Origin of the sequence: Pseudoxanthomonas mexicana (genome assembly GCF_010093385.1) — a bacterium.
In the GTDB taxonomy this organism is placed as follows: domain Bacteria; phylum Pseudomonadota; class Gammaproteobacteria; order Xanthomonadales; family Xanthomonadaceae; genus Pseudoxanthomonas_A; species Pseudoxanthomonas_A mexicana.
Window position 1 is genome coordinate 24,290 of sequence record NZ_PDWV01000012.1, and the last position, 21,485, is coordinate 45,774.

Consider the following 21,485-nt stretch of genomic DNA (forward strand, 5'->3'; position numbering starts at 1 on the left):
GGTGTTCTCCTTGAAGATCAGGAATCGGAATCGCGCAGGCTCGGCCCTTGGCTGGAACTGCCGCCGTCGCCACCGCGCAGCGTGTGGGCGGCGGTCGTCGCGGCATGGGTGAGCTGTTGGCGTCGGTGCAGGCGCTTGGCCCAGGCCGGTTGCTCCTGCGGTGCTGACGGCGGCGCATCGCCACTCGCTGGGGACGCGGCTGCTGGCGCATCGGTGCTGAACGCAGCGGCAGCGCGATCGCGGATCGAGCGCGCGCCTTGCGCCACCTTCTGCCCGGCCGCCTGTGCGCCGGTCTTGGCGACGTTGCCCACGCCGGCGGCTGCGCCCTTGAGGCCGCCGCCAGCAGAAGCGGAACCAGCCTGAAACGCGGACTTCGCGCTGCTGGCGGCCCCGGCGGCGGCACGCGCGCCGCTACCGGCCAGCTTGGCGGCAGCCGGGGCCATGCGCGCGCCGGCAGCGACGGCGCCACCAACGCCCGTGGCCGCAGCGCCCACGGCAACGGCGGTGCCGGCCGCGCCCAGCACGGCGCCGGCCATCGCGCCCGCGCCGAGTTGCGGGCCGCCCGATACCAGCCCGGTCGCAATGCCTGGCCCGAAGATGCCCAGCGCCAGCAGGGTCAGCGAGGCCAGCATGACGACGACCGAATGGTCGATGGACGGCTCGGCCGGTTGCACCTGAAACTCGGCGAACAAGCCCGAGCCGATGCCCACGATGACGGCCAGCACCAGCACCTTGATGCCCGACGACACCACGTTGCCCAGCACCTTTTCGGCGAGGAACGCGGTCTTGTTCCAAAGGGCGAACGGCACCAGCACGAAGCCCGCGAGCGTCGTCAATTTGAACTCGATCAGCGTGATGAAAAGCTGGATCGCCAACACGAAGAAGCACAGCAGGACGATCAGCCAGGCGAGGAACATTACGACGATGGGCGTGATGTTCACGAACACCTCGGGAAAGCCCGCCATGTCGCCGATCTGATCGAGGATCGGCGCTCCGGCGTCGATGCCGATCTTGGCCAGCCTTCCCGGATGCAGGAAGTTCTCCATGCTCAAGGTCGAGCCGCTGGCCGTCAGGCCCAGCCCGGCGAAGGAGCGGAACACGATGCCGGCCAGCCAGTTGAAGTTGCCGATGATGTAGGCGAAGGCACCGACGTAGAGCACCTTGCGGATCAGCTTGGCGATCACGTCTTCGCCCTGGCCGGTGGCATGGCTCATCGCCCAGAACAGCCCGGCGATCGTCATGTCGATGACGATCAGCGTGGCGGTCAGAAACGCCACCTCGCCATGCAGCAGGCCAAACCCCGAGTCGATGTAGCGCGAGAACGTATCGAGGAAGCGGTCGATGATGGTTACGTCATTCATGGCGAGTTCTCCTGCCCAGGCCCGTTGTCATCGGCAGCGGGTTCATCGAAGCTGGGTGGGATCGGCGGCAGGTCGGCGAGCGTCTGGTACTCGCCGGGGCCGGCCTTGCCGGAGAGAAAGCGGCGCAGGTCGGCTCGGGCCACCTGCGCGCAGAACGCGCCGCCGTGCTCGCCCGCGCGGCATTGCGCGCGTAGCGCGTGCAGCCGGGACGGGTCGGCGGCCAGCGCGTCCACCGAAGGCGGCCGGCCGCACCCGGCCAACAGGGAAGCGAGAGCGAACAGGACGGGCGCGTTCTTCATGGCCGCACCCGTCAGGGGTTGTAGAAGTTGACGGGCTGCGGCGTGTACGGCGTGCCGCTGCCCAGGAAGCGCCGCGTCACTTCGCGCCCGCGCTCGGTGGCTGCGGCCTGCCGCGCCAGCTCCAGTGCGGTGGCTCGGTCTTGCGTGATCTGGAGCCGCTGCGACTGGATCGACTGCTTGGCCTGCAAGGCGAGCAACTGGTTCATGGCCTGCATCGCCTGCAACGCGCCTTCGGCCGATTGGCTCTTGCCCACGAGGTCGGCCAGCACGGTTTCGTCAACGCCCAGGTTCTGCGACACCTGCGCCTGCATCTGCATGGTGGTCTGCAAGCCGTTGAGCGTGTTCTTCCAACGCTCCTGCGTGTCGCGGTACATCTGGTCGCCACTGACGGTGGCCGCGTACTGCTCGGGGTACAGGCGCGCGAACTCCTGATCCAGATTCGTCACGTCGTAGGCCAAGCCCTTCGCCTGGGCGATCAGCCGCTCGGTCGTCGCCAGGTTGGTGCGCAACTGGCCGACCACGCTGGACGGCAGGCTGGCGAGGTTGCGCGCCTGGTTCATCAGCATCTGCGCTTCGTTCTGGAGCTGCTGGATCTGGTTGTTGATCTGCTCCAGCGTGCGAATCGCGGTCAGCGTGTTCTGCACGAGGTTCGTGGGGTCGATCACGACCCATTGCGCGTGTACGGTGGAAACGGTGCAAAGCATGGCCGCGACGGCAGCGGCGATGAGTCGCTTTTTCATGGCTGGTTCTCCTGTGGGTAGTCGGCGGTACGGAGGAAATCCGGCGTGAGGCCGGAGAACAAGGGCAGCAGGTCAGCCGCCCAATCGAGGCCGCGATGGCGCAGCCAGGCGCCGGCGAAACCGGGGGTACCGGCGTCCAGCCGCACGCGGTCTATGTCGAGCTGGTCTTGCGGCGTGGAAGCGCCTACGAACGCGAGCGCAGCCGCCCCCAGGTCGAGGTCGAACAGGCGGTTTCCGAGGCGGGATTGGTAGTAGTAGTCGCGCTTCGGAACTGCCGTGGCGACGATTTCGATCTGGCGGTTGTTGAGGCCGAAGCCCTGATAGATCGTCTTGATCTGCGGCTCGGTCGCCTGCGGGTTCGGCAGGAAGATGCGGCTCGCGCAGCTTTCGACGATCGCGGGCGCGATGCCCGAATCCTTGATGTCCGCGAGCGACTGCGTGGCGGAGATGACGCTGACGGTTTTCTTGCGCCGCGTCTTGAGCCATTGGCGGATGCGCGCTGCAAACACTGGGTCATCGAGAAACAACCAGGCTTCATCGAGGATCAGCAGCGTGGGCGCACCGTCGAAGCGTTCATCGAAACGCGCAAAGAGGTAATGCAGCACGGCCAGGACGGCGGCCTTGCTGTGCATCAGCTCCTCCATCTCGAACCCCTGCACGTCCGCCATGCCCAGCCGGTCGGGGTCGGCGTCCAGCAGCTTGCCGTGTGCGCCGCCCAACACATAGGGCGACAAGGCTTGGCGCAGCGCGTTCGATTGCAGCAGCACTGACAAGCCGGTCATGGTGCGCTGCTCCACCGGCGCACCAGCGAGGCTGCCGAGTGCCGACCAGATAGCCGCCTTCTCGTCCGGGCCGACGGCCACGCCTTCGTGCAGCAAGCGGCCTTCGATCCATTCGGCCGCCCAGGTGCGGTAGCCGTCGCGGTCAATGCGTGCCAACGGCTGGAAGGCGATTTCGCCATCCATGCCCAGGTCGTAGTGCTCGCCGCCCAGCCCGAGAACAGTGGCGCGCATCGAGCGCCCCATATCGAACGCGAAGAAGCGCGAGCCGCGATAGCGGCGGAACTGCATCGCCAGCGTGGCAAGCAAGACCGACTTGCCCATGCCCGTCGGGCCGGCGACCAGCGTGTGGCCCACGTCGCCGATGTGCGTCACCAGCCGGAACGGCGTCGCGCCATCGGTGCGGGTGACGATCAGCGGCGGGCCGTCCAAGTGGTCGTTCTTCTCCGGCCCGGCCCATACCGCCGACACCGGCCTCATGTGCGCCAGATTGAGGGTCGAGATGATCGGCTGCCGGACATTCGCATAGGCGTTGCCGGGAAGCGAGGACAGCCACGCATCCACGGCATTGAGCGTTTCGGGGATGGTCACAAACCCGCGCCCCTGGATGACGCGCTCCACCATCCGCAGCTTCTCGTCGGCTGCGCCGGCGTCCTCGTCCATGACGGTGACGGTCGCCGTCAGGTAGCCGAAGGCGACTTGATCGCTGCCCAGCTCCTGCAAGGCGGCATCCGCATCGGCGGCCTTGTTGCTGGCATCGGTATCGACCAGCGGGCTTTCCTGCTGGAAGATCGTTTCGCGCAGCAGCGCGATGACGTTCTTGCGCTTGGCGAACCACTGGCGGCGCAGACGCCCCAATTCCCGTTCCGCCTCGGATTTGTCGAGGCACAGAAAGCGCGTACTCCAGCGATACCCAAATCCCAGGCGGTTGAGGTCGTCCAGAATCCCCGGCCAGGTCGAGGTCGGAAAGCCCCGCACCGACACCACGCGCAGGTGCCGGTCGCCCAGCATGGGCGCCAGGCCGCCGACCAGCGGCGAATCAGTCAGTAGCGCGTCGATGTGGAACGGCACTTCGGGCACCGCCAGCCGATCGCGCCGCGTCGATACCGTGGCGTGCAGGTACGTCAGCGTCTGGCTGTCGTCCAGCCAGGAGATTTCCGGCATCACGCCATCGAGCAGATCAAAGACCCGATCCGTCTCCGCCACGAAGGCGGTCAGGCGCTCACGCCAGTCCACGCCCTCGGTGGGCCGGTTCTCGTACAGCATTCCCGCTGCACGGGCACGCGATTCTTCGGGCGGCAGGTACACCAGCGTCAGGTGATAGCCGCTCTCGAAGTGGTTGTCGGATTCCTCGAACGCTGCACGGCGTTCCTCGTCCACCAGCCACGAAAGCGGCTCGGAAAACTCGGAGTGAGGATAGTCGGCGGCGGCGCGGCGCTCGGCCTCGATGAACAGCGCCCAGCCCGAACCCAGCCGGCGCAGCGCGTTGTTCAAGCGCGCCGACGTGGCGATCAGCTCGCCTTGCGTGGCGCTGTCGAGGTCAGGACCGCGAAACCGGGCCGTGCGCTGGAAACTGCCGTCCTTGTTCAAGACGACACCCGGCGCGACCAGCCCGGCCCAGGGCAGCCAGTCGGCGAGCAGCGTGGGCCGCTGGCGGTATTCGGCGAGGTTCAGCATGGCATCACCTCACACGTCCAGCAGCGGGCGATGCTTGACGTGCCGCGCGAAGACCTGCATGAACTGCGGATCGACGCGCGCCCCCCAAACCGCCAGCGCATGGCCGACGATCCAGAGCACGGCACCGGGAATCCAGAGTTGCAGGCCCAGCCCGACAGCGGCGGCCAGCGTGCCGTTGGCGATCGCCACGGTGCGCGGTGCGCCGCCCAGCAAGATCGGCTCGGTGAGCGAGCGATGCAAAGGCACCTCGAACCCTGCCGCGAAGCTGTCCGGGCCGCTCATACGACAGCCCCGCCGGAGAAGCTGAAGAACGACAGGAAGAAGCTCGAAGCCGCGAACGCGATGGACAGGCCGAACACGATCTGGATCAGTTTGCGGAAGCCGCCCGACGTGTCGCCGAAGGCCAGCGCGAGGCCCGTGGCGATGATGATGATGACCGCGACGATGCGCGCCACCGGCCCTTGGATCGACTCCAAGATCGACTGCAGCGGCCCTTCCCACGGCATCGAGGAACCTGCGGCCTTTGCCGTCCCGGCCATGAACAGCATTACCGCAGCCATCATCATTCCCTGCTGTGCAGGGCGAGCCAGGCGGCGCAGTCGGGCAAGGCCGGACAGGCGCGAAGGCGGATTTACGGAAATACGGAAAGCAGGAACGTGCATCTGCGTCATGGCAGTTCTCCAGGGTGGTTGAGGGACGGGGAAGAAAGGTCGGACTGCGATGGCAGCTCGGGAAACGGCGCGGCCAGAGCGTCCGCCAGTTGGTAGCCCACGCCATCGAAGCCGACGACGCGGGCGATGCTCTCGATGCGGCGCTTGCGCCCGCGCCCGGCGATATGGATCACCACGTCCACGGCTTCGGCGATCAGCGCACGGGGCGGGTTCACCGCCACTTCGAGAATCAGTTGCTCCATGCGCAGCAGCGCGCCCAGCGCGGAGCCTGCGTGGATCGTGGCGATGCCGCCGGGGTGGCCGGTGCCCCACACCTTGATGAGATCCAGCGCCTCGGGGCCGCGCACCTCGCCGACGACGACGCGATCCGGCCGCAGACGCATGGATGAGCGCACCAGCTCGGTCATGGACACCACGCCGGAACGCGTGCGCAGCGGAACGTGGTCGCGGGCCGCGCATTGCAGCTCCACCGTGTCTTCGAGCACTAGCACGCGGTCGCCGGTAGCGGCGATTTCAGCGAGCAAGGCATTGGCGAGCGTGGTCTTACCGCTGCTGGTGGCCCCGGCGATCAGGATGTTCTTGCGCTCGCGCACCGCGCGAACGAGAAAGGCCGCCTGGGCGGCGGTCATCATTCCGTCCACGACGTACCGCTCCAGCGGGATCACGCCGATGGCGCGCTTGCGCAGCGCAAAGGCAGGCCCCGGCGCGGCGGGCGGCAAGATGCCCTCGAAGCGTTCGCCGGTTTCGGGCAGCTCGGCGGATAGCAGCGGCTGGCCGCGATGCACCTCCGCGCCGACGTGAGCCGCGACTAGGCGGATGATTCGCTCGCCATCCGCTTCGGGCATTTCCACGCCCATCGGCGCGCGGCCCGAGGACAGGCGATCCACCCAAAGGGTGCGATCCGGGTTGAGCATGATTTCCACCACGTCGGGGTCTTCGAGCGCGGTGGCGATCAGCGGCCCCATTGCCGTGCGCAGCATCTGGATGCGCCGGTCGAGCGACGTGGCGCTCATGGATTGGGGAACTGCGCTCATGACGCACGCTCCTGCGCTTCTGTGGCTGCCGCCGCGTCCTCCATCCGTACCGGATCAGGATGCAGTTCTTCCACTACGTCACGCACGAGGCTTCGCCCGCGCAGCAGGTGGCGACCAAGCTGCTCCACGAACTGCTCGAAGCGCGCTTTGCCCTGGGCGCGCGCTGCCTCTTGGTGCGCCTCGGGAACCGGCATGCTGACCGTGAGGTAGTAGCGGATGAACAGCGCCAGCGTTTCGATGGCGATGTTCTGGTCGCGCTCCATACGCTCGGCCTGGCGCGACAGGCGATCCAGCCGCTTGGCGATGGCCGCCTCGCGCTGGTCGGCGGCATCGGGCGACAGCCAGGACGCCAAGGCGGCAGCGACGATGCTGGATTTGGACACGCCTTTCTTGGCGGCCAGTTCGTCGAGCCGCTGGGCGTGCTCGGGCTGGATAAAGAGATTCAGGCGATAACTTGAACGATGTGGGCTCATAGTTCGATTCCATCGTTGGGGTCGAGGGATGCCAGCCGGGCCGTGCGCTGCATGGCCGTATCGAGCTGGCGAGGAAGGGGAAGCGGCAGGTCGTCGTCGTCATCGAGCAGCCCGAGGTCGGCCGCGGGTGCGGCTTGCTCGGGGTCGTAGGCGACGGCCTCAGTTAGCTCGGGCTGGCGGCGCGGGCCGCCGTCGTCGGCCGTTCCCAGGTGCTCCAGGCCATCGGCGGATGCCGTGGCCGGTGCGGCAGGCGTCGGCGGAATCGCCAGGCCACTCCAGTCGTCAGCGCGTGCCGGAGGAACATCGGCATAGCGCCCTGGACTGGACGCTGTGGCGAGCGCAGGCGGCGACAGAACGCGCCGCTTGAAGTTGGCGTCGGCGTAGTAGCGCAGCTTCTTGGCCCTGATCGGCGCCACGCTCGACACCATCACCACGGCTTCGTCGGGTGGTAGCTGCATGACTTCGCCCGGCGTGAGCAGCGGGCGGGCCGTTTCCTGCCGCGACACCATGAGGTGCCCCAGCCACGGCGCGAGGCGATGGCCCGCGTAGTTGCGCTGCGCGCGCAGCTCGGTCGCGGTGCCCAGCGTCTCGGAAATGCGCTTGGCCGTGCGTTCGTCGTTGGTGGCGAACGTCACGCGCACATGGCAGTTGTCGAGGATCGAATGGTTCTGCCCATACGCCTTGTCGATCTGGTTGAGCGACTGCGCGATGAGGAAGCTGCGGATGCCGTAGCCCGCCATGAAGGCCAAGGCCGTCTCGAAGAAGTCCAGGCGCCCGAGCGCCGGAAACTCATCGAGCATCAGCAGCAGCTTGTGGCGGCGCTCGATGCCATCGCTGCCGTCGAGTGATTCGGTGAGCCGCCGCCCGATCTGGTTGAGGATCAAGCGGATCAGCGGCTTCGTGCGCGAAATGTCCGAAGGCGGCACTACGAGGTACAGCGATACCGGGTGCTCGGCGGAAATGAGGTCTGCAATGCGCCAGTCGCAGCGCGACGTGACTTCGGCCACCGTAGGGTCTCGGTACAGGCCGAGGAACGACATGGCGGTGGACAGCACGCCCGAGCGCTCGTTGTCGCTCTTGTTGAGCACTTCGCGCGCCGCAGAGGCCACCACCGGATGCGGGCTTCCACCGTTCCCGTTCATCAGGTGGGGCGTGGTCATCATCCGGTGCAGGGTCAGCTCGAAGGGACTGGCCGGATCGGAGAGGAAGTTGGCGACGCCGCGCAGCGTCTTGTCTTCGCCCGCATACAGAACATGCAGGATGGCGCCCACCAGCAGCGCGTGCGAAGTCTTCTCCCAATGGTTGCGCTTCTCCAGCGCGCCTTCGGGATCGACCAGAATGTCCGCGATGTTCTGCACGTCGCGCACCTCATGCGCGCCGCGCCGCACCTCCAGCAGCGGGTTGTAGGCCGCCGACTTCGCATCCGTGGGGTTGAACAGCAGGCAATGCGAGAAGCGCGAGCGCCAGCCGGCGGTGATCTGCCAGTTCTCGCCCTTGATGTCATGGACGACGGCGGACGCGGGCCAGGAAAGCAGCGTTGGCACCACCAGGCCGACACCCTTGCCGCTGCGCGTCGGCGCGAAGGTCAGGACGTGTTCCGGGCCTTCGTGGCGCAGGTACTGGCGGTCGTGCGGGCCGGGGAACACGCCGGCCGGCTGCGGGAGGCCCGCCTTGCGGATGTCCTCCGCGTTGGCCCAGCGGGCCGAGCCGTAGGTGGTGACGAGGCGTGATTGGCGCGAGCGCCAGATCGACATGCCGATGGCGACCAGCACAGCGACAAGGCCGCTGCCGCCGGCAAACGCACCGCCGATGTCGAAAACACGGGGCGCGTAGGCGTCGAAGAAGAACCACCACTCGAACAACCGCCACGGGTGGTAGATCGGCGTACCCAGGAAATCAAACCAGGGCGAGCCAAGGCGTAGCTGATAGCCCAGAGCGGCGGCTGTCCATTGCGTGGCGCTCCAGACGCCAGCGATCACGATGCCGAATACCACGGCGATCTGACCGAACAGTACGTTCGTCCCTTGCATGACCTTGCCTCCGATTTCTCCTGCGCTGATTCCTCATGGGAAAAGCGGCACAAGGGCGTGCCGCAGGCGTCAGGATCGGTGTCAGGTCAGTGCCGGTCAAAGACCGTTTCAGGCAGAAAGATCGAGCAAAAGGAAAGAATTCGTGAAGCGGCGAGTCAAAGAAAAACGCCACAAGAACTGGCGCATTGCGGCGTGTTGAGAAAAATAAGGCTCTGTTGAATTTCAAGTGGGTTGCGGGGCATGAGGATTGATGGCCTGGAAGTCGAGCTTGCCGGCGATCAGGAAGATGACGGTTCTGATGGTGGCCAGGCGCACGAAGCCACGGGCGCGGCGCTTGGCGGCCTGGAACAGGCCGTTGATGGCCTCCAAGAAGCCGTTGGTCTGGCGGGTCTGCGCCCAGGCGACGATGCCCTCCAGGTGGCGACGCACGAGCGCGGCCACCTCCTTCATCGGTTCAACCTTGGAGTGCATGACGCAAGTGCACCAGTGCTGGAGCATGGTGCGCACGACGTTGATCTGCTTGCGCTCGAGGATCTCTCGCAGCTGCTCCTTGTAGACCCAGGCGCGGGCCGTGCGCACCGTGGTCATTCTGGCGATCAAGGCGTCCAGATCGGCGGCGGCCTCGGGCCTGAGGCGGCTGCGATCCTTCAGCAGCGACCAGCGCAGACCCTTGAGCGACTTGTCGCTGCGCTGCTCGATGCGGCGCATCTTGTCCACCGCCGCACTGGCATGCCAGACAACGTGGAACTTGTCGAAGGTGATGCGGGCGTTGGGCAGGAACTCAGTGCAGCCCTTGATGAAGGCGGGTGACATGTCGATGCTCACCGAGGTGATCTGCTCGGCCGGGCAGCCGTGCGCAGCAAGGTCCGCTGCCAGCGCTTGGAGCGTCTTGGCGTCACGGCCCTCGGTGACGAACAGCACCCGGCGTGCGGCGGCGTCGGCAGCCAAAGTGGCGTAGTCGTGGCCTCGGGCACGCGAGGTCTCGTCGATGGCCAGAGCCGTGACCTGGCTGAAGTCGGCCAGGCCCAGGGCGATCTCAACGTAGCGCTCGCACACGGCCATCACCCGGTGGGCCGACTCGCCCACGATGCGCGCCACGGCGGCAAACGGCATCTGCTGCGCCAGCATCAGGATCAGCGCCTCGAACAGCAGCGTGAAGGTATCCGTCCGGCCAACTCACCTGGACGGATTTGCATTCCTTTGATCTGGCGCGCTGCTACGGGGCTGCCGCAAGCTTCCAGCGATGCGGCAGCAACTCATCAATGCGGCTGGCCGGGTGCGTGGGCAGGCGCTCCAACACGTTCTTGATGTAGGCGTAGGGCTCATGCCCGTTGATGCGCGCCGAGTGCAGCAGGCTCATGATGGCCGCCGCCCGCTGGCCTGCGCGCAGGCTGCCGGCGAACAGCCAATTCGAGCGGCCGATGGCGATGGGCCGGATCTGGTTCTCCACCCAGTTGTTGGAGATCGGCACATCGCCGTCCTGCACGAAGCGCGTGAGTTGCGTCCAGCGCTTGAAGCTGTAGTCGATGGCCTTCATCGTGGCCGAGCCCGGCGGCACCAACTGCCGCTGTCTGAGCAACCAGCGATGCAAGACCGCTAGCACCCGACGTGACTTGCGCTGCCGTATCTTCCTGCGCTCATCGCCAGGCAGTTCCTCGATCTCGCGCTCGATACTGAACAGCACCTGGAAGTAGCGCAGCGCTTGGTGGCCGACCGCGCTGGCGTGGTTGGCCCACAGGTCGTTGAATTTCCTGCGCGCGTGCGCCATGCATTGCGCCGATGTCACGCCCTTGGTCGTCGTGGCGGTGTAGCCGCCAAAGCCGTCGGTAACCAGCGTTCCCTGCCAGGCTCGCGGGGTGTCGAGCTTGAGGAACTGCTGAACGTTCTCGCCGCTGCGGCCCTCGGTGAACTGGAAGACCACGGCCTTCGTCGCGTTCAAGCTCGTGGTGCAGTACGACCAGATGTAGGCCTTGTGCGTCTTGCCGTCGCTCAGGTGCTTGGGCTTGAGCATGGCCACCGGCGTCTCGTCGGCGTGCAGCACCGCATGGCGGCGCAACTCGTCGGCCAGCGCGTTGACCAGCGGCTGCAATTGCGCCCCGCACTCGCCGACCCACTGCGCCAGCGTCGAGCGGGCGATCAGGTGGCCGGCGCGCTCGAAGATGGCTTCCTGGCGGTACAGCGGCAGGTGATCCAGGAACTTGGCAACCAGCAGGTGCGCCAGCAGGCCGGCGCTCGGGATGCCCTTGTCGATGACGTGTGCCGGCACCGGCGCCTGAACAATCCGCTCGCAGCAGCGGCATGCCCACTTGCCACGCACATGGCGCTCGACGCTGAACACGCCGGGCTGGTAGTCCAGCCGCTCGGCCACGTCCTCGCCGAAGCGCTGCAGGGGCTGCCCGCAATTGCAGGTGGTGTCCACCGGCTCGTGCAGCACGTCGCGGCGCGGCAGATGCGCTGGCAACGGGGTGCGCTTGGGCGTCTTCTTCTCGGTCTTGTCCTTGGCCTTGTCGTCGGCCTGGCCCTGCTCGCGTTCGATCTCCCGTTCGAGTTCGGCCAGGTCGGCGTCCAGCGTCTCCTCCAGCAGACTCCTTTGCTCGGGTGCCAGGCTGGCAGCGAAGCGTTCGCTGGTGGCGGCGAACTTCATCCGCTTGAGCACGGCCATCTCGTGCGTGAGCTTGTCGATGAACGCCTGCTTGAAGGCGATCTCGGCGTCGCGCTGCTGGATCTGCGCCAGCAGCGACTGCACGGCCTGGCGCATCTGCGGCTGCAGGGTGTCCAGTTGCTCGGCGCTGATCATGGACGTGATCCTGCCGCGCCGAAGCGCCCTGCGCATCGGCACATCCGGCAATTGCAAGGGTGGTTCAGATCACACGGATGATCCCCGCATCGCCCAGCCGCTGCCAGGGCAGGCCCAGCACCAGGGCATCGAACTGCGGCCGCGTCAGCTGCAGCGTGGCGCTGGCGTCGGCGGGCCAGACGAACTTGCCGGCGTTGAGCCTGCGAGCGGCCAGCCACACGCCGATGCCGTCGTGCACCAGCACCTTCATGCGGTTGGCGCGCCGATTGGCGAAGAGGTAGGCATGGTTCGGGTGCGCAGCGCCGAAGACGCCGACCACGCGGGCGAGTGCGGCCTCGGTGCCCAGGCGCATGTCCAGGGGCTGTACGGCCAGCCACACAGCATCGACCTTGATCATGCGCGTCTCAAGCCAGTACGTCGCGCAGCCAGGCGGCGCTGCGCGCGTCCATCGGCAGGCTGGCGCTGACACTGGTGGTGCCGCGGCGGATCTCCACCGTGACGCGTTCGGATGCCGAGGGGGCAGCGCTCGGCTCGGGCGCGGCAGGTGTTCGATCACCGAAGTCGGCCAGCGTCACCGGCACGAATGCGGGTGGGCTCATGGCGGCCTGGGTGCGCGTCGCCGCGGATGCATCGTCGGCCATCTCCGACTCCCGCACCCAGCGTCGCAGCATGTTCGCGTTCAGGCCGTTGGCAAGCGCCACTGCGGCGACCGAGCCATGGCCTTGGCGGGCCATCGCGATGACATGCGACTTGAACTCATCGCAGTGCCGCCGCCAGCTCCGCTTGGGTGGCCGCGCCACACCGGGATCGGGTTGGGAAGTGTCCATGTGTCCACGCATTTGTTCGTGGACACAAGCATCCAGGGCCGGCTGCGGCAATTCAAGGTGGGTTGGCCGGACGGTTACGCGTGAAGCCCGACAGGCGCCCGGCAAAGTCCGGCTCGACCAGGCGCACCGAGCCGTTGGGCAGCTTGACACGAGGCGTGCGCACCTGCAGGTGGCATTCGTGCTGGAAGAAGTTCAGGTGCCGATAGGTCTTGGTCACGGTGTCGTGCACCGGGTGCGCACCTTCGTGTCCGGAGATCGTGAAGCGCGTGCCCGGCTTGAAGTCGATCAGCACCGTCAGCACCTTGGCCGCTTCGTCGAACTCCACCGTGTCCACCACCCAGGGCTGGGCAATCCCCAGCGCCACCTCAAACAGCTTGGCCGTCATCACTGCCCCCCGCTTCTATGCCCACCAAGGCCCAAGATTACCCACTCGGAATTCAAGAGAGGCAAAAATAATGAGGTGATGCGGCTAAGGAAGGTCTGAACAAGTGCATGTTTCTTGCATGAGGCACAGGGTCACGCAGCGGAGCCACATCGATGAGCCAGATCAGTTTCTCGGACGCGGAGCAAGCGGGCAAGAGGAAGAAGACGCGGCGCGAAGTCTTCCTCGGCGAGATGGAAGTGGTGGTGCCGTGGAAGGCGCTGCTCAAGGTGATCGAGCCGCACTACCCGGTGGCGGGTCGGGGCCGCAGGCCGTATCCGCTGGAGGCGATGCTGCGAGTGAACCTGATGCAGAACTGGGTCGCGCTGAGCGATCCGGCGATGGAAGAGGCGCTGTACGAGATCGCCTCGCTGCGCACGTTTGCCGAGCTGGATCTGGCGGCGATCCCTGACGAGACGACGATCCTAAACTTCCGCCACCTGCTGGAGGCCAACGACCTGGCCGAGGACATCCTCAAGACGGTCAACGCGCACCTGGCCCGCAAAGGCCTGCTGCTCAAGCGCGGCAGCATCGTGGACGCCACGATCATCGCCGCGCCGAGTTCGACCAAGAACGCCGAGGGTGGGCGCGACCCCGAGATGCACCAGACCCGCAAGGGCAAGCAGTGGCACTTCGGCATGAAGGCGCACATCGCGGTGGATGCCGACAGTGGTCTGGTTCACACGGTCACCACCACGGCGGCCAACGAGTCCGACGTCGAACAGATCGGCGATCTGCTGCATGGCAAGGAACAAGACGTGTGGGCCGACTCGGGCTACCGGGGCGCGCAGCGCCGAGTGACCCGAGATGATCGGCACTGGCACATCGCCGGCCGGCCCAGCGACATGGCCAAGCTGCCCGAGGGGCGTGCGAAGCAGAGGCTCAGGAAGCAGGAGTACCGCAAGGCCAGCGTGCGCGCAAAGGTCGAGCACCCGTTTCGGGTCATCAAGTGGCAGTTCGGGCTGGTGAAGGTCAGGTTCCGGGGGTTGGCGAAGAACACGGCCCACGTGGTCACCCTCTTCGCGCTGTCGAACCTGTGGATGGCGCGCAAGAAGTTGATGGCGATGGTGGGAGTCGTCCGCCTGCAGATGGCATGACGCACGAACAACGCGGCGCGATGCGCCCAAAATCCTCGAAGCGCCGGCACTCTTCCGGGCCGAACCAGTTCGCACGGCTCAATGCCATCGCGTTCTTGCCCTGTTCAGACCTTCCCTAACCGCCAACAGTCAGAACTTCGGCGATTCTTTCGGTGGCGCGTACGGGGTTTCGCCGTCGCCATAGAACCGCTTGCGCGTGGCTTCGGCGACCCGGTTGCACAGAAGGTCACCCAACTTGGGGCGGCCGGCTTTGCATTGCCGCCGCAGCTCCTTGAGCCGTTCGGGGTTGGCTGCCAGTTCTTCCACCGTTGGAATGCTGACCTCTGAGACGGCGGCCTTTTGAGGCGTCTCGGACTGGCCGCAGGCTGTCAGGGCTGCCACGAACAGGAAGGGGATGATCTTCTTCACGGCCTCGGTTCCTCCGGTGGATCGGGATGGAGGTCCGGTATGGGCCCGGGCGACTCCGGTGACTCGACGGCCTGCACGCGCTCAATGAACCGCGCCAGCACATCGGACGAGTTGCCTTCGAGACGCAGCAGGTAAGTTGTCAAAGGCGGCACGCGCGATGCCAACGGCCGGGCCACGACGCCAGGCTCGCGATTGGCAGCAATGCGTGCGGCGCCGACCAGTCCCAGCGCGAAGCCGGCTGATACCAGGGCCATCATCAGGTCAGTGGATGCCACCCGCTCTGCAATCAGTGGCTCCATATCCGCGCGGCGTAGCACCCGCTCAACGTGCTTGGCATGGCCTTCACATGCCTGTGGATCGCACAAGACCAACGGATAGCGCAAAAGTTCGTCTAAAGGAATGCGCTTATGTGCCAGTAGGGGGTGCCGAGCGGGCACTGCCACTATCAGCGCATCGCTCCAAGCGGGCACGGAAACGATGCCATTGCCAACTTCGTTGGACTGGGCGAACCCTACGTCATAGAGATCGTCATGTAGCCCTTTGATCTGCTGCGACAGCGGCACCTCGAAGAGGCGAATCTCGACCTCAGGTTCTTCTTGGCGACAAAGTACAAGCAAAGCGGATAGGCGCGACAGCGTGATACCGTCGGACAGAGCCACGCGCAGTTGCCTGTGAAAGCCATTGGCTGCCGCTTTCACGCTGTCACGCGCTTGTTCCAAGGCAGCAAACACGCGACGCACGTGCTCAAGGAACAGATTCCCGGCTCGGGTTAGCCGCGTGCTGCGTGTGGTGCGAGCAAACAAAATCACGCCTAGTTCTTCTTCCAGTTCCTTGATGGCGCGCGATAGCGGCGACTGCTCGATATACAATCGCTCGGCGGCGCGGGCGAAGTGGAGTTCTTCGGCCACAGCCAGAAAGCAGCGCAAATGACGAAGTTCCATATCCCGTTCCTCACTAGGTGACTGGCAAAGCCTTGTGGTGATGCATGGCCGAGTGACCTGCCCCAACGCGCGCATTGCCTTCGATAAGTTCTACTTCGTTGCCCACGCCACAAGCGATGTTGACTAGACGCCTCACCTTGGACAGAAGATCGAACCGGATCTCGAGGGCTCATGCTGGGCGTTGATCAGAGACCGCATCCGCCAGCCCGCCTTCCTACGGGCCGATCTGAGCAGCCTCATCACCCAAGTTGCGACCAAGCGCACGGCGCGCGAGCCTTTACCGAAAGCGGCTGCACGAGTTCCCCGTTCGGAAGCAGACCATCGTTGCGTGCGAGATGCGCACCCAGTGGTACACGACCTTCATGCGCTCCGGGGTTGAGCCGAGGAGGGGCGCTTGTCTGATCCGCAAACATTTCGAGGACATCGTTGCCTAGACGCAAGTCCGTCAGACCAACGGCTTCTTCCATGCGGCTAAGCGCAAGGCGCGCGTCTACCCGCTTCGCCACCAGGTGAACCGTATTCTTCCTGAGCACAGGCAAGCACAACTTCGTTCAGATAGGCCCGCAACTGCTTAACCCACGCAAAGTCGGAAAGAGTCTGTAGCGAAAGAGCCCTTGATTCACCTCCAGACTTGCTTGGGTAAACTGAAAATCCTTTCAAATTGGTATGAATTTCTCGCCGTCACCCACGCAGGGCGTTGACGAAAATCCTCGGCAGCTTGGTCCAGCTGGGTTTGAACTGGAAGTCGGTCAAGAGACGGCCAATCACATCTTGCCGCCGGTTCGTGATGAACCAAGGTGGCCGAGGAAGGAGCGTTGGATGCAGTGAGAGCAGACTGCGAGGGAATGGTCGCCATGGGGCGGATATGACGGTACGCTCCGTTCCTTCAAGCATGAACGAGTTATGTACCGTCCCAATACCAGATTGCGGATCGCGCGACGACCCTCCGGGAAATCCTCCCCAGGGGCAGGGTGCAAGCAGAAATCCCAATCCGGTCCAAGCATTCACGGCGATGGTGCCGTAGCGCAGCTTTTGAAGCAGTTCTTCGAAGCGTTGACGACCGATCTCTCGCACAGTCTTGGGGTGAATCAGAATATTTGCCCCCAGGGTGCCGTACAAACGGTCATTAGCGTACGCAATGGCTGATTCAAGGTACGACCCCGCATCTTTATATTCGAAGGACTTTATTGCTAACGCCGTGCCGAAGACTTCGTGCTGCGCCAGCCATGGCTCATCGCCCCGATCCATGTTCGCAAGAATGCACGCAGGCGCAAGCAGACCACGGTCGATCGCATCCGAACCTCCGGCGTGGGCGGCAAACTCTTCGATGCGCTGCTCGTTGCCAGGGTAGTAGGCCTCCCGCTGCCCGAAGCGCGACATGACATTGGACACAGCAGCCAAAAGTTTGTCCGTGTGTCGCCAGCCACGAGGCACGATCAAGGTTTGGCACGCCACGCAGTTAAAGCCGGAGTTGTGCAACTTGTGCGTTGCTATCTGTTCGGCCTGAAAGCGGATGTCCGCGTTCGACCACGGCCCGGGCACCACAATGGTGGGGCAGACTGCGCCCAGTTCGGACGTGATCTTTCGATGGTTCTTCGGTGTATTCGCGGCCTTGTTGCGTGCGCCTTCTTCTCCGATGCCCCAGACGATGGCATCGTGGGTGGCCTTTGCGCCGGTGATGTGGATTTCCTCTACCAGCGGATGCTCGCACAGGTAGGCACCCACGGCGCCATCGCCGCGAATGATGCGTAGCGCGTCGCATTCGATCAGGGGCCGCAGGGCTGCCTTGAGATAGTCGGTCAGGTAGTCGTTGACCGGATTCATCTTCAGCAGAACCACCTGGTTTTCGATAAACAGCTTCTGAAATGCATCGAGAGGCGAGATGGCCGCGATGTTGCCTGCCCCCAAGACTAGGGCCACCTTACCGCGCCGCTGTTCGGGAGGGATGTCATAGGCGACCGCCGCATGTTGAGCGAGACTGGCCTCGGAGATTCCCTTTTGCATCCAGACTTCAGCTGAGACCCCGGATAGGAGCAACCGATCCCAGATCGAATGGGGCAGAACTCTAACCGCCAATTGCCCATTCTTGAGGTGGCCCAAGGGCAAGTGCTCAAGATATTCCTTTCTATCAATGGCACCGAGTGTCTGCATCAACCCGTTGCAGGCGCCCATGAGGGCGTAGGGGCCGGAGAGCCATTCCTCCCCGGCCAGCGGCGATGCATGCGGAATGCGCTTCTTCCGGGCAGCTGTCTCCGCCCACCCCTGCGCAACCTGCATCAGCGCTGGCTTGATGCGGCCGAGAATAGCAATCCGATCGGCGACCGAGGTTTTTGCCCAGTGGTGCTTGGCCCCATCCAGTGCCTGCAAGTCCTGATCCAACAGGGCCTGAATATCGAAATTTGGGAGAGCGGCCCCCATCACTGCGTGCTCTCCGTGGTATTGCCGGTCAGGAGGCTGCCGTAGGCTTCGCGGAGCCTGTTCTTGAGCACCTTCCCCGTGCCACTGAGTGGCAGCACATCAACGAAGACGGCTTTGTCGGGGATCTGCCAGTCCGGCAGGCGTCCTTTGAAGCAGGCCAGAAGGTCCGCTTCGGACACATTCGCGCCTTCCTTTTTCACGGCGACCAGAACCGGTCGTTCGTCCCACTTCGGGTGGGGCACGCCGATGGCCGCCGCATTGGCGATGGCAGGATGTCCGATAGCGATGTTCTCGATCTCGACCGATGAAATCCACTCTCCACCAGACTTGATGATGTCCTTGGCGCGGTCGCGGATGACCATATAGCCGTTGACATCAAGCGTTGCTATATCACCGGTGTCGAACCAGCCATCACTGGTCAGCGCACTGGATTCGGCGCCGAAGTAGCTGCTGACGATCCAGTGCCCCCTGATCTGTAGTTTGCCCGGGGATTTGCCGTCGTTCGGCAAGACTGCGCCGCCGTCATCGACCACGCGCAGCTGAACGCCGTAGGGTGGTCGTCCCTGCCCCAGTCGCACTTCGCTCTGCCGCTGAGGATCAAGATGGATGTGGCGAGCCAGTGGTTGATTCAGGGTGCCCAGCGGGCTCGTTTCGGTCATGCCCCAGGCATGGATCAGTTCGACACCGAACTCGTCCCGGAACGCGGCGAACATCGACGGCGGCAGTGCCGCGCCGCCAACGATGGTGCGTTTCAAGCTTTTGGGCTTGGTGCCGCGCGCCCTCAACGCCGCCAGCAGTCCCATCCAGATCGTGGGAACGCCAAGTGCCAGACCGACTTCCTCGTCGTCGATCAGGGTGGCGAGACTTGGGCCGTCAAGGTTCGGGCCAGGCAATACCAGTTTCGCTCCCTGCGCCGCCGCAATGTAGGGCACTCCCCAGGCGTTGACGTGAAACATGGGAACAACCGGCATGACAGCATCGCGGGCCGAAACGCCAATGCCGTCCGGGCTGTTGCCCGCCAACGCATGCAGCACCGTGGAGCGGTGGCTGTAAAGCACACCCTTCGGATGTCCCGTAGTGCCGGAGGTGTAACACAACGAAGAAGGTAGATCCTCGTCAATGCTCGGCCACGGGTAGTCGGCGTCGCCCGAGGCGACCACCTCGTCGTAGAACTGCAAGCCATCCAACATGCCCGATGCCTCCTCATCGCGTGGCCCCATGAGAATGACATGTTTGACGGTGCTCAATGCCGACCGAAGCTTGGCCACAATGGGCAGAAAGGTCCGGTCGATGAACAGCACCTGATCATCGGCGTGGTTGACGATGTAGATCAGGGTTTCGGCGGACAGGCGCGGATTGACTGTGTGGCACACCATGCCCGCGCCGGAAACGCCATAGTAAATTTCCAAATGTCGCCGATTGTTCCATGCAATGGTCGCGCAACGCTCGCCCGATTGCACGCCCAGCTTGGCCAGCGCTGACGACAGGCGTCGCGCATTGATCTCGACTTGACCCCAGGTCGTGTGTTCGATCCCGCCCGTGGTGTTGACGGAAACGACTGGCGTATCGGCATGGTAACGCGCAGCATGGGCGATGAGACTGGAGACGAGCAAAGGCTCGCGCATCATTTTTCCGAGCATTTTTCTACTTTCTTTCAGAATTGGTATTTGAGGCCGACGTCGACAACCAGAGGATTGAGGCGAATGGAGACTGAAGTAGACGGTCCACCAAGCGCAAGCATCGTGCCAGCGGCCTTTAAGAGGTTTTTCTATTGGTATGCAAGAAGTAATGCACCAGATTTACCTGAGGAGTGCGCTCTCGTATGCTTGGCGTTCGTTCTTTCGGGAAATCTGGGCTGGGTGTCCATGTGCTCGTTTAATGAGGTCCGCAGCCCTCTCGGCGATCATGATCGTTGGCGCGTTGGTGTTGCCGCTGATCAAAGTCGGCATGATGGAGGCATCGACGACACGCAAACCTTGCAGACCATGTACCTTCAGCTCCGCATCGACCACGGCCATTGGGTCCACACCCATCTTGCAGGTGCCGACCGGGTGGTAAATGGTGTCGGATCGATCTCGAATGAGCTGGCCCCATTGCGCATCACTCATGCCATCGGTAACGCCGAACAATTCGCGCCCACGGTACTTGGCCAAGGGGGATGCCAGCATTATCTCTCGTGTGGCCTTGGCCCCTTGGACCAGGAGCTTCACGTCACGCTCGTCAGACAGGAAGCGCGGATCAATTCCTGGGTCGTCCAGCGGGTTGGGTGATTGCAAGAACACCTCGCCACGCGAGTAAGGGCGCAGATTGCAGACGTGGCACGAGAAACCATACCCAACATGCAGTTTGCGCGCGTGGTCGTCCACGATCGAGATCACGAAGTGCAGTTGCAAATCCGGCCGATCCACGTCAGGGGCGCTCTTGAAGAATGCGCCGCCCTCGGCAAATGGGGTGGCAAGCATGCCGCTGCCATCCTTGCGCCAACTGGAAATGTGGCCCAGCATGTCCACTGACCCTTTGAGTCCGATGCCGAAGTTGTCAGTGTCCTGGGAGGTGTAGGCCAGAATGAAATCCAGGTGATCCTGCAAGTTCTGGCCAACACCGGGCAACTCATGCACCATGCGGATGCCGTGATGGGTGATGTCTTCCGGGCGCCCGACGCCGGACAGCTGAAGAATCTGCGGTGAACCAAAGGCGCCGGCAGCCAGAATGACCTCCCGCTTGGCCCTGACCTCGTGTTCGGCACCGCCGGCATGGTAGGCCACGCCCACGGCGCGCTTGCCCTCGAAGATGATCCGGCTGGCGCGGGTATTCGTCTTGATCGTGAGATTCGGCCGTTGCCCCCGCAGAGGATGCAAGTATGCGGCTGCAGCGGAGCAACGCTCGCCTCGGCGGGCAGCATCGTGGAATTGCGTGACCTGATACAAGCCAACGCCTTCGTTGTCTCCATCATTGAAAGCGGCACGAAACGGAATGCCGCGCTGCTTGGCTGCCTCAATGAACGCAAGCGTGATCGGCCTGGGGCTACGCTGCTCGGACACATGCAAAGGTCCATTCCCGCCATGGAGCTTGCTCGCTCCACGCTCGTTGTTCTCTGCCTTCAGGAAATACGGCAGCACCGAGTTCCAGTCCCACCCTTGACACCCCAGGTCGGCCCAGTGATCGTAGTCCTGACGCTGTCCACGGACATAGAGCATGGCGTTGATGGCCGAAGATCCGCCAAGGGCGCGGCCCCGCGGTTGATAGCCCCGCCGACCATTGAGGTTCGGCTGAGGTGCGGTGTTGAATGCCCAGTTATTGATCTTGCCCTTGCCTGGCATCATGACCACCGTTCCAGCTGGCATGCGGACGACCAATGAGTCGCCTTGTCCGCCCGCCTCAAGCAGGCAAACACTGATGCGGGAGTCTTCGCTCAGCCGCGAGGCCAAGGTGGCGCCGGCAGAGCCGCCGCCTAAGATGATGTAATCGAAATTCATAAGAGCCCACGAAGGAGCCGATGGCTCCGAATTGAA

The 21,485-nt window shown here is 64.3% G+C and carries 18 protein-coding genes and 2 pseudogenes; 1 reads left to right on the forward strand and 19 read right to left on the reverse strand.

Annotation, left to right across the window (positions count from 1 at the left end; translation table 11 throughout):
- Positions 1–17: 17 nt before the first annotated feature.
- From trbL to CSC76_RS06500, 14 genes and pseudogenes are all read right to left on the reverse strand, one after another.
- A complete protein-coding gene (gene trbL, locus CSC76_RS06435) occupies positions 18–1,361 on the reverse strand; it encodes a P-type conjugative transfer protein TrbL (RefSeq protein WP_024100056.1) in 1,344 nt (447 codons plus the stop codon).
- Positions 1,358–1,660: an EexN family lipoprotein gene (locus CSC76_RS06440; protein WP_024100057.1), complete on the reverse strand. Its 303-nt coding sequence runs from the start codon at positions 1,658–1,660 to the stop codon at positions 1,358–1,360. The genes trbL and CSC76_RS06440 overlap by 4 nt, the downstream gene beginning before the upstream one ends.
- 11 nt (positions 1,661–1,671) lie before the next feature.
- Positions 1,672–2,400, reverse strand: a complete 729-nt coding sequence (trbJ, locus tag CSC76_RS06445; RefSeq protein WP_024100058.1) for a P-type conjugative transfer protein TrbJ — start codon at positions 2,398–2,400, stop codon at positions 1,672–1,674.
- Positions 2,397–4,856 (reverse strand): conjugal transfer protein TrbE, encoded by a 2,460-nt coding sequence (trbE, locus tag CSC76_RS06450; RefSeq protein WP_162109257.1) that lies wholly within the window; start codon positions 4,854–4,856, stop codon positions 2,397–2,399. The genes trbJ and trbE overlap by 4 nt, the downstream gene beginning before the upstream one ends.
- Before the next feature lie 9 nt (positions 4,857–4,865).
- Positions 4,866–5,138 (reverse strand): VirB3 family type IV secretion system protein, encoded by a 273-nt coding sequence (locus tag CSC76_RS06455; protein WP_024100060.1) that lies wholly within the window; start codon positions 5,136–5,138, stop codon positions 4,866–4,868.
- The gene (locus CSC76_RS06460; protein ID WP_024100061.1) at positions 5,135–5,527 is read right to left on the reverse strand and encodes a TrbC/VirB2 family type IV secretion system protein; all 393 of its coding nucleotides are present in this window, start codon (positions 5,525–5,527) and stop codon (positions 5,135–5,137) included. The genes CSC76_RS06455 and CSC76_RS06460 overlap by 4 nt, the downstream gene beginning before the upstream one ends.
- On the reverse strand, positions 5,524–6,561 hold the full coding sequence (trbB, locus tag CSC76_RS06465; RefSeq protein ID WP_024100062.1) for a P-type conjugative transfer ATPase TrbB: 1,038 nt from the start codon (positions 6,559–6,561) through the stop codon (positions 5,524–5,526). The genes CSC76_RS06460 and trbB overlap by 4 nt, the downstream gene beginning before the upstream one ends.
- Complete coding sequence (locus tag CSC76_RS06470; RefSeq protein ID WP_024100063.1) at positions 6,558–7,034, reverse strand: CopG family transcriptional regulator; 477 nt, start codon at positions 7,032–7,034, stop codon at positions 6,558–6,560. The genes trbB and CSC76_RS06470 overlap by 4 nt, the downstream gene beginning before the upstream one ends.
- A complete protein-coding gene (locus CSC76_RS06475; protein WP_162109258.1) occupies positions 7,031–9,064 on the reverse strand; it encodes a conjugal transfer protein TraG in 2,034 nt (677 codons plus the stop codon). The genes CSC76_RS06470 and CSC76_RS06475 overlap by 4 nt, the downstream gene beginning before the upstream one ends.
- A gap of 222 nt (positions 9,065–9,286) precedes the next feature.
- Positions 9,287–10,237 (reverse strand): annotated as a pseudogene (locus CSC76_RS06480) (ISL3 family transposase); the annotation flags it as partial.
- A 43-nt stretch (positions 10,238–10,280) separates the two neighbouring features.
- Positions 10,281–11,861, reverse strand: coding sequence for an IS66 family transposase (gene tnpC, locus CSC76_RS06485; protein ID WP_162109259.1), 1,581 nt, complete (start codon positions 11,859–11,861; stop codon positions 10,281–10,283).
- 64 nt (positions 11,862–11,925) lie between these two features.
- Positions 11,926–12,258, reverse strand: coding sequence for an IS66 family insertion sequence element accessory protein TnpB (gene tnpB, locus CSC76_RS06490; RefSeq protein WP_024100067.1), 333 nt, complete (start codon positions 12,256–12,258; stop codon positions 11,926–11,928).
- 7 nt (positions 12,259–12,265) lie between these two features.
- Positions 12,266–12,688, reverse strand: coding sequence for a transposase (locus CSC76_RS06495; RefSeq protein ID WP_041025200.1), 423 nt, complete (start codon positions 12,686–12,688; stop codon positions 12,266–12,268).
- Positions 12,689–12,767: 79 nt separating this feature from the next.
- Positions 12,768–13,073, reverse strand: a pseudogene (locus CSC76_RS06500) (ISL3 family transposase); the annotation flags it as partial.
- A gap of 152 nt (positions 13,074–13,225) precedes the next feature.
- Here CSC76_RS06500 and CSC76_RS06505 point away from each other — a divergent pair.
- Complete coding sequence (locus CSC76_RS06505) at positions 13,226–14,206, forward strand: IS5 family transposase (protein ID WP_162109260.1); 981 nt, start codon at positions 13,226–13,228, stop codon at positions 14,204–14,206.
- Between the two features lie 129 nt (positions 14,207–14,335).
- On the opposite strand, the gene CSC76_RS06510 is transcribed toward CSC76_RS06505, so the two are convergent.
- The 5 genes from CSC76_RS06510 to CSC76_RS06530 form a co-directional block, all read right to left on the reverse strand.
- Positions 14,336–14,614: an EexN family lipoprotein gene (locus CSC76_RS06510; protein ID WP_024100071.1), complete on the reverse strand. Its 279-nt coding sequence runs from the start codon at positions 14,612–14,614 to the stop codon at positions 14,336–14,338.
- Positions 14,611–15,555 (reverse strand): LysR family transcriptional regulator, encoded by a 945-nt coding sequence (locus CSC76_RS06515; RefSeq protein WP_024100072.1) that lies wholly within the window; start codon positions 15,553–15,555, stop codon positions 14,611–14,613. Before CSC76_RS06515 ends, CSC76_RS06510 begins: the two co-directional genes overlap by 4 nt.
- A 681-nt stretch (positions 15,556–16,236) precedes the next feature.
- Entirely contained in the window at positions 16,237–17,973 is a 1,737-nt protein-coding gene (locus CSC76_RS06520) for an aldehyde dehydrogenase family protein (protein WP_024100073.1), read from the reverse strand.
- Positions 17,973–19,598: a long-chain fatty acid--CoA ligase gene (locus CSC76_RS06525; protein WP_274382085.1), complete on the reverse strand. Its 1,626-nt coding sequence runs from the start codon at positions 19,596–19,598 to the stop codon at positions 17,973–17,975. The genes CSC76_RS06520 and CSC76_RS06525 overlap by 1 nt, the downstream gene beginning before the upstream one ends.
- 174 nt (positions 19,599–19,772) lie before the next feature.
- Complete coding sequence (locus CSC76_RS06530) at positions 19,773–21,449, reverse strand: GMC family oxidoreductase (RefSeq protein ID WP_162109261.1); 1,677 nt, start codon at positions 21,447–21,449, stop codon at positions 19,773–19,775.
- Positions 21,450–21,485 lie beyond the last annotated feature (36 nt).

What these genes read in the sequence shown, in the direction of transcription:
- trbL (WP_024100056.1), bottom strand. Translation starts at nt 1,361, where the DNA reads ATGAATGACGTAACCATCATCGACCGCTTCCTCGATACGTTCTCGCGC.
- CSC76_RS06440 (WP_024100057.1), bottom strand. Translation starts at nt 1,660, where the DNA reads ATGAAGAACGCGCCCGTCCTGTTCGCTCTCGCTTCCCTGTTGGCCGGG.
- trbJ (WP_024100058.1), bottom strand. Translation starts at nt 2,400, where the DNA reads ATGAAAAAGCGACTCATCGCCGCTGCCGTCGCGGCCATGCTTTGCACC.
- trbE (WP_162109257.1), bottom strand. Translation starts at nt 4,856, where the DNA reads ATGCTGAACCTCGCCGAATACCGCCAGCGGCCCACGCTGCTCGCCGAC.
- CSC76_RS06455 (WP_024100060.1), bottom strand. Translation starts at nt 5,138, where the DNA reads ATGAGCGGCCCGGACAGCTTCGCGGCAGGGTTCGAGGTGCCTTTGCAT.
- CSC76_RS06460 (WP_024100061.1), bottom strand. Translation starts at nt 5,527, where the DNA reads ATGACGCAGATGCACGTTCCTGCTTTCCGTATTTCCGTAAATCCGCCT.
- trbB (WP_024100062.1), bottom strand. Translation starts at nt 6,561, where the DNA reads ATGAGCGCAGTTCCCCAATCCATGAGCGCCACGTCGCTCGACCGGCGC.
- CSC76_RS06470 (WP_024100063.1), bottom strand. Translation starts at nt 7,034, where the DNA reads ATGAGCCCACATCGTTCAAGTTATCGCCTGAATCTCTTTATCCAGCCC.
- CSC76_RS06475 (WP_162109258.1), bottom strand. Translation starts at nt 9,064, where the DNA reads ATGCAAGGGACGAACGTACTGTTCGGTCAGATCGCCGTGGTATTCGGC.
- tnpC (WP_162109259.1), bottom strand. Translation starts at nt 11,861, where the DNA reads ATGATCAGCGCCGAGCAACTGGACACCCTGCAGCCGCAGATGCGCCAG.
- tnpB (WP_024100067.1), bottom strand. Translation starts at nt 12,258, where the DNA reads ATGATCAAGGTCGATGCTGTGTGGCTGGCCGTACAGCCCCTGGACATG.
- CSC76_RS06495 (WP_041025200.1), bottom strand. Translation starts at nt 12,688, where the DNA reads ATGGACACTTCCCAACCCGATCCCGGTGTGGCGCGGCCACCCAAGCGG.
- CSC76_RS06505 (WP_162109260.1), top strand. Translation starts at nt 13,226, where the DNA reads ATGAGCCAGATCAGTTTCTCGGACGCGGAGCAAGCGGGCAAGAGGAAG.
- CSC76_RS06515 (WP_024100072.1), bottom strand. Translation starts at nt 15,555, where the DNA reads ATGGAACTTCGTCATTTGCGCTGCTTTCTGGCTGTGGCCGAAGAACTC.
- CSC76_RS06520 (WP_024100073.1), bottom strand. Translation starts at nt 17,973, where the DNA reads ATGGGGGCCGCTCTCCCAAATTTCGATATTCAGGCCCTGTTGGATCAG.
- CSC76_RS06525 (WP_274382085.1), bottom strand. Translation starts at nt 19,598, where the DNA reads ATGCGCGAGCCTTTGCTCGTCTCCAGTCTCATCGCCCATGCTGCGCGT.
- CSC76_RS06530 (WP_162109261.1), bottom strand. Translation starts at nt 21,449, where the DNA reads ATGAATTTCGATTACATCATCTTAGGCGGCGGCTCTGCCGGCGCCACC.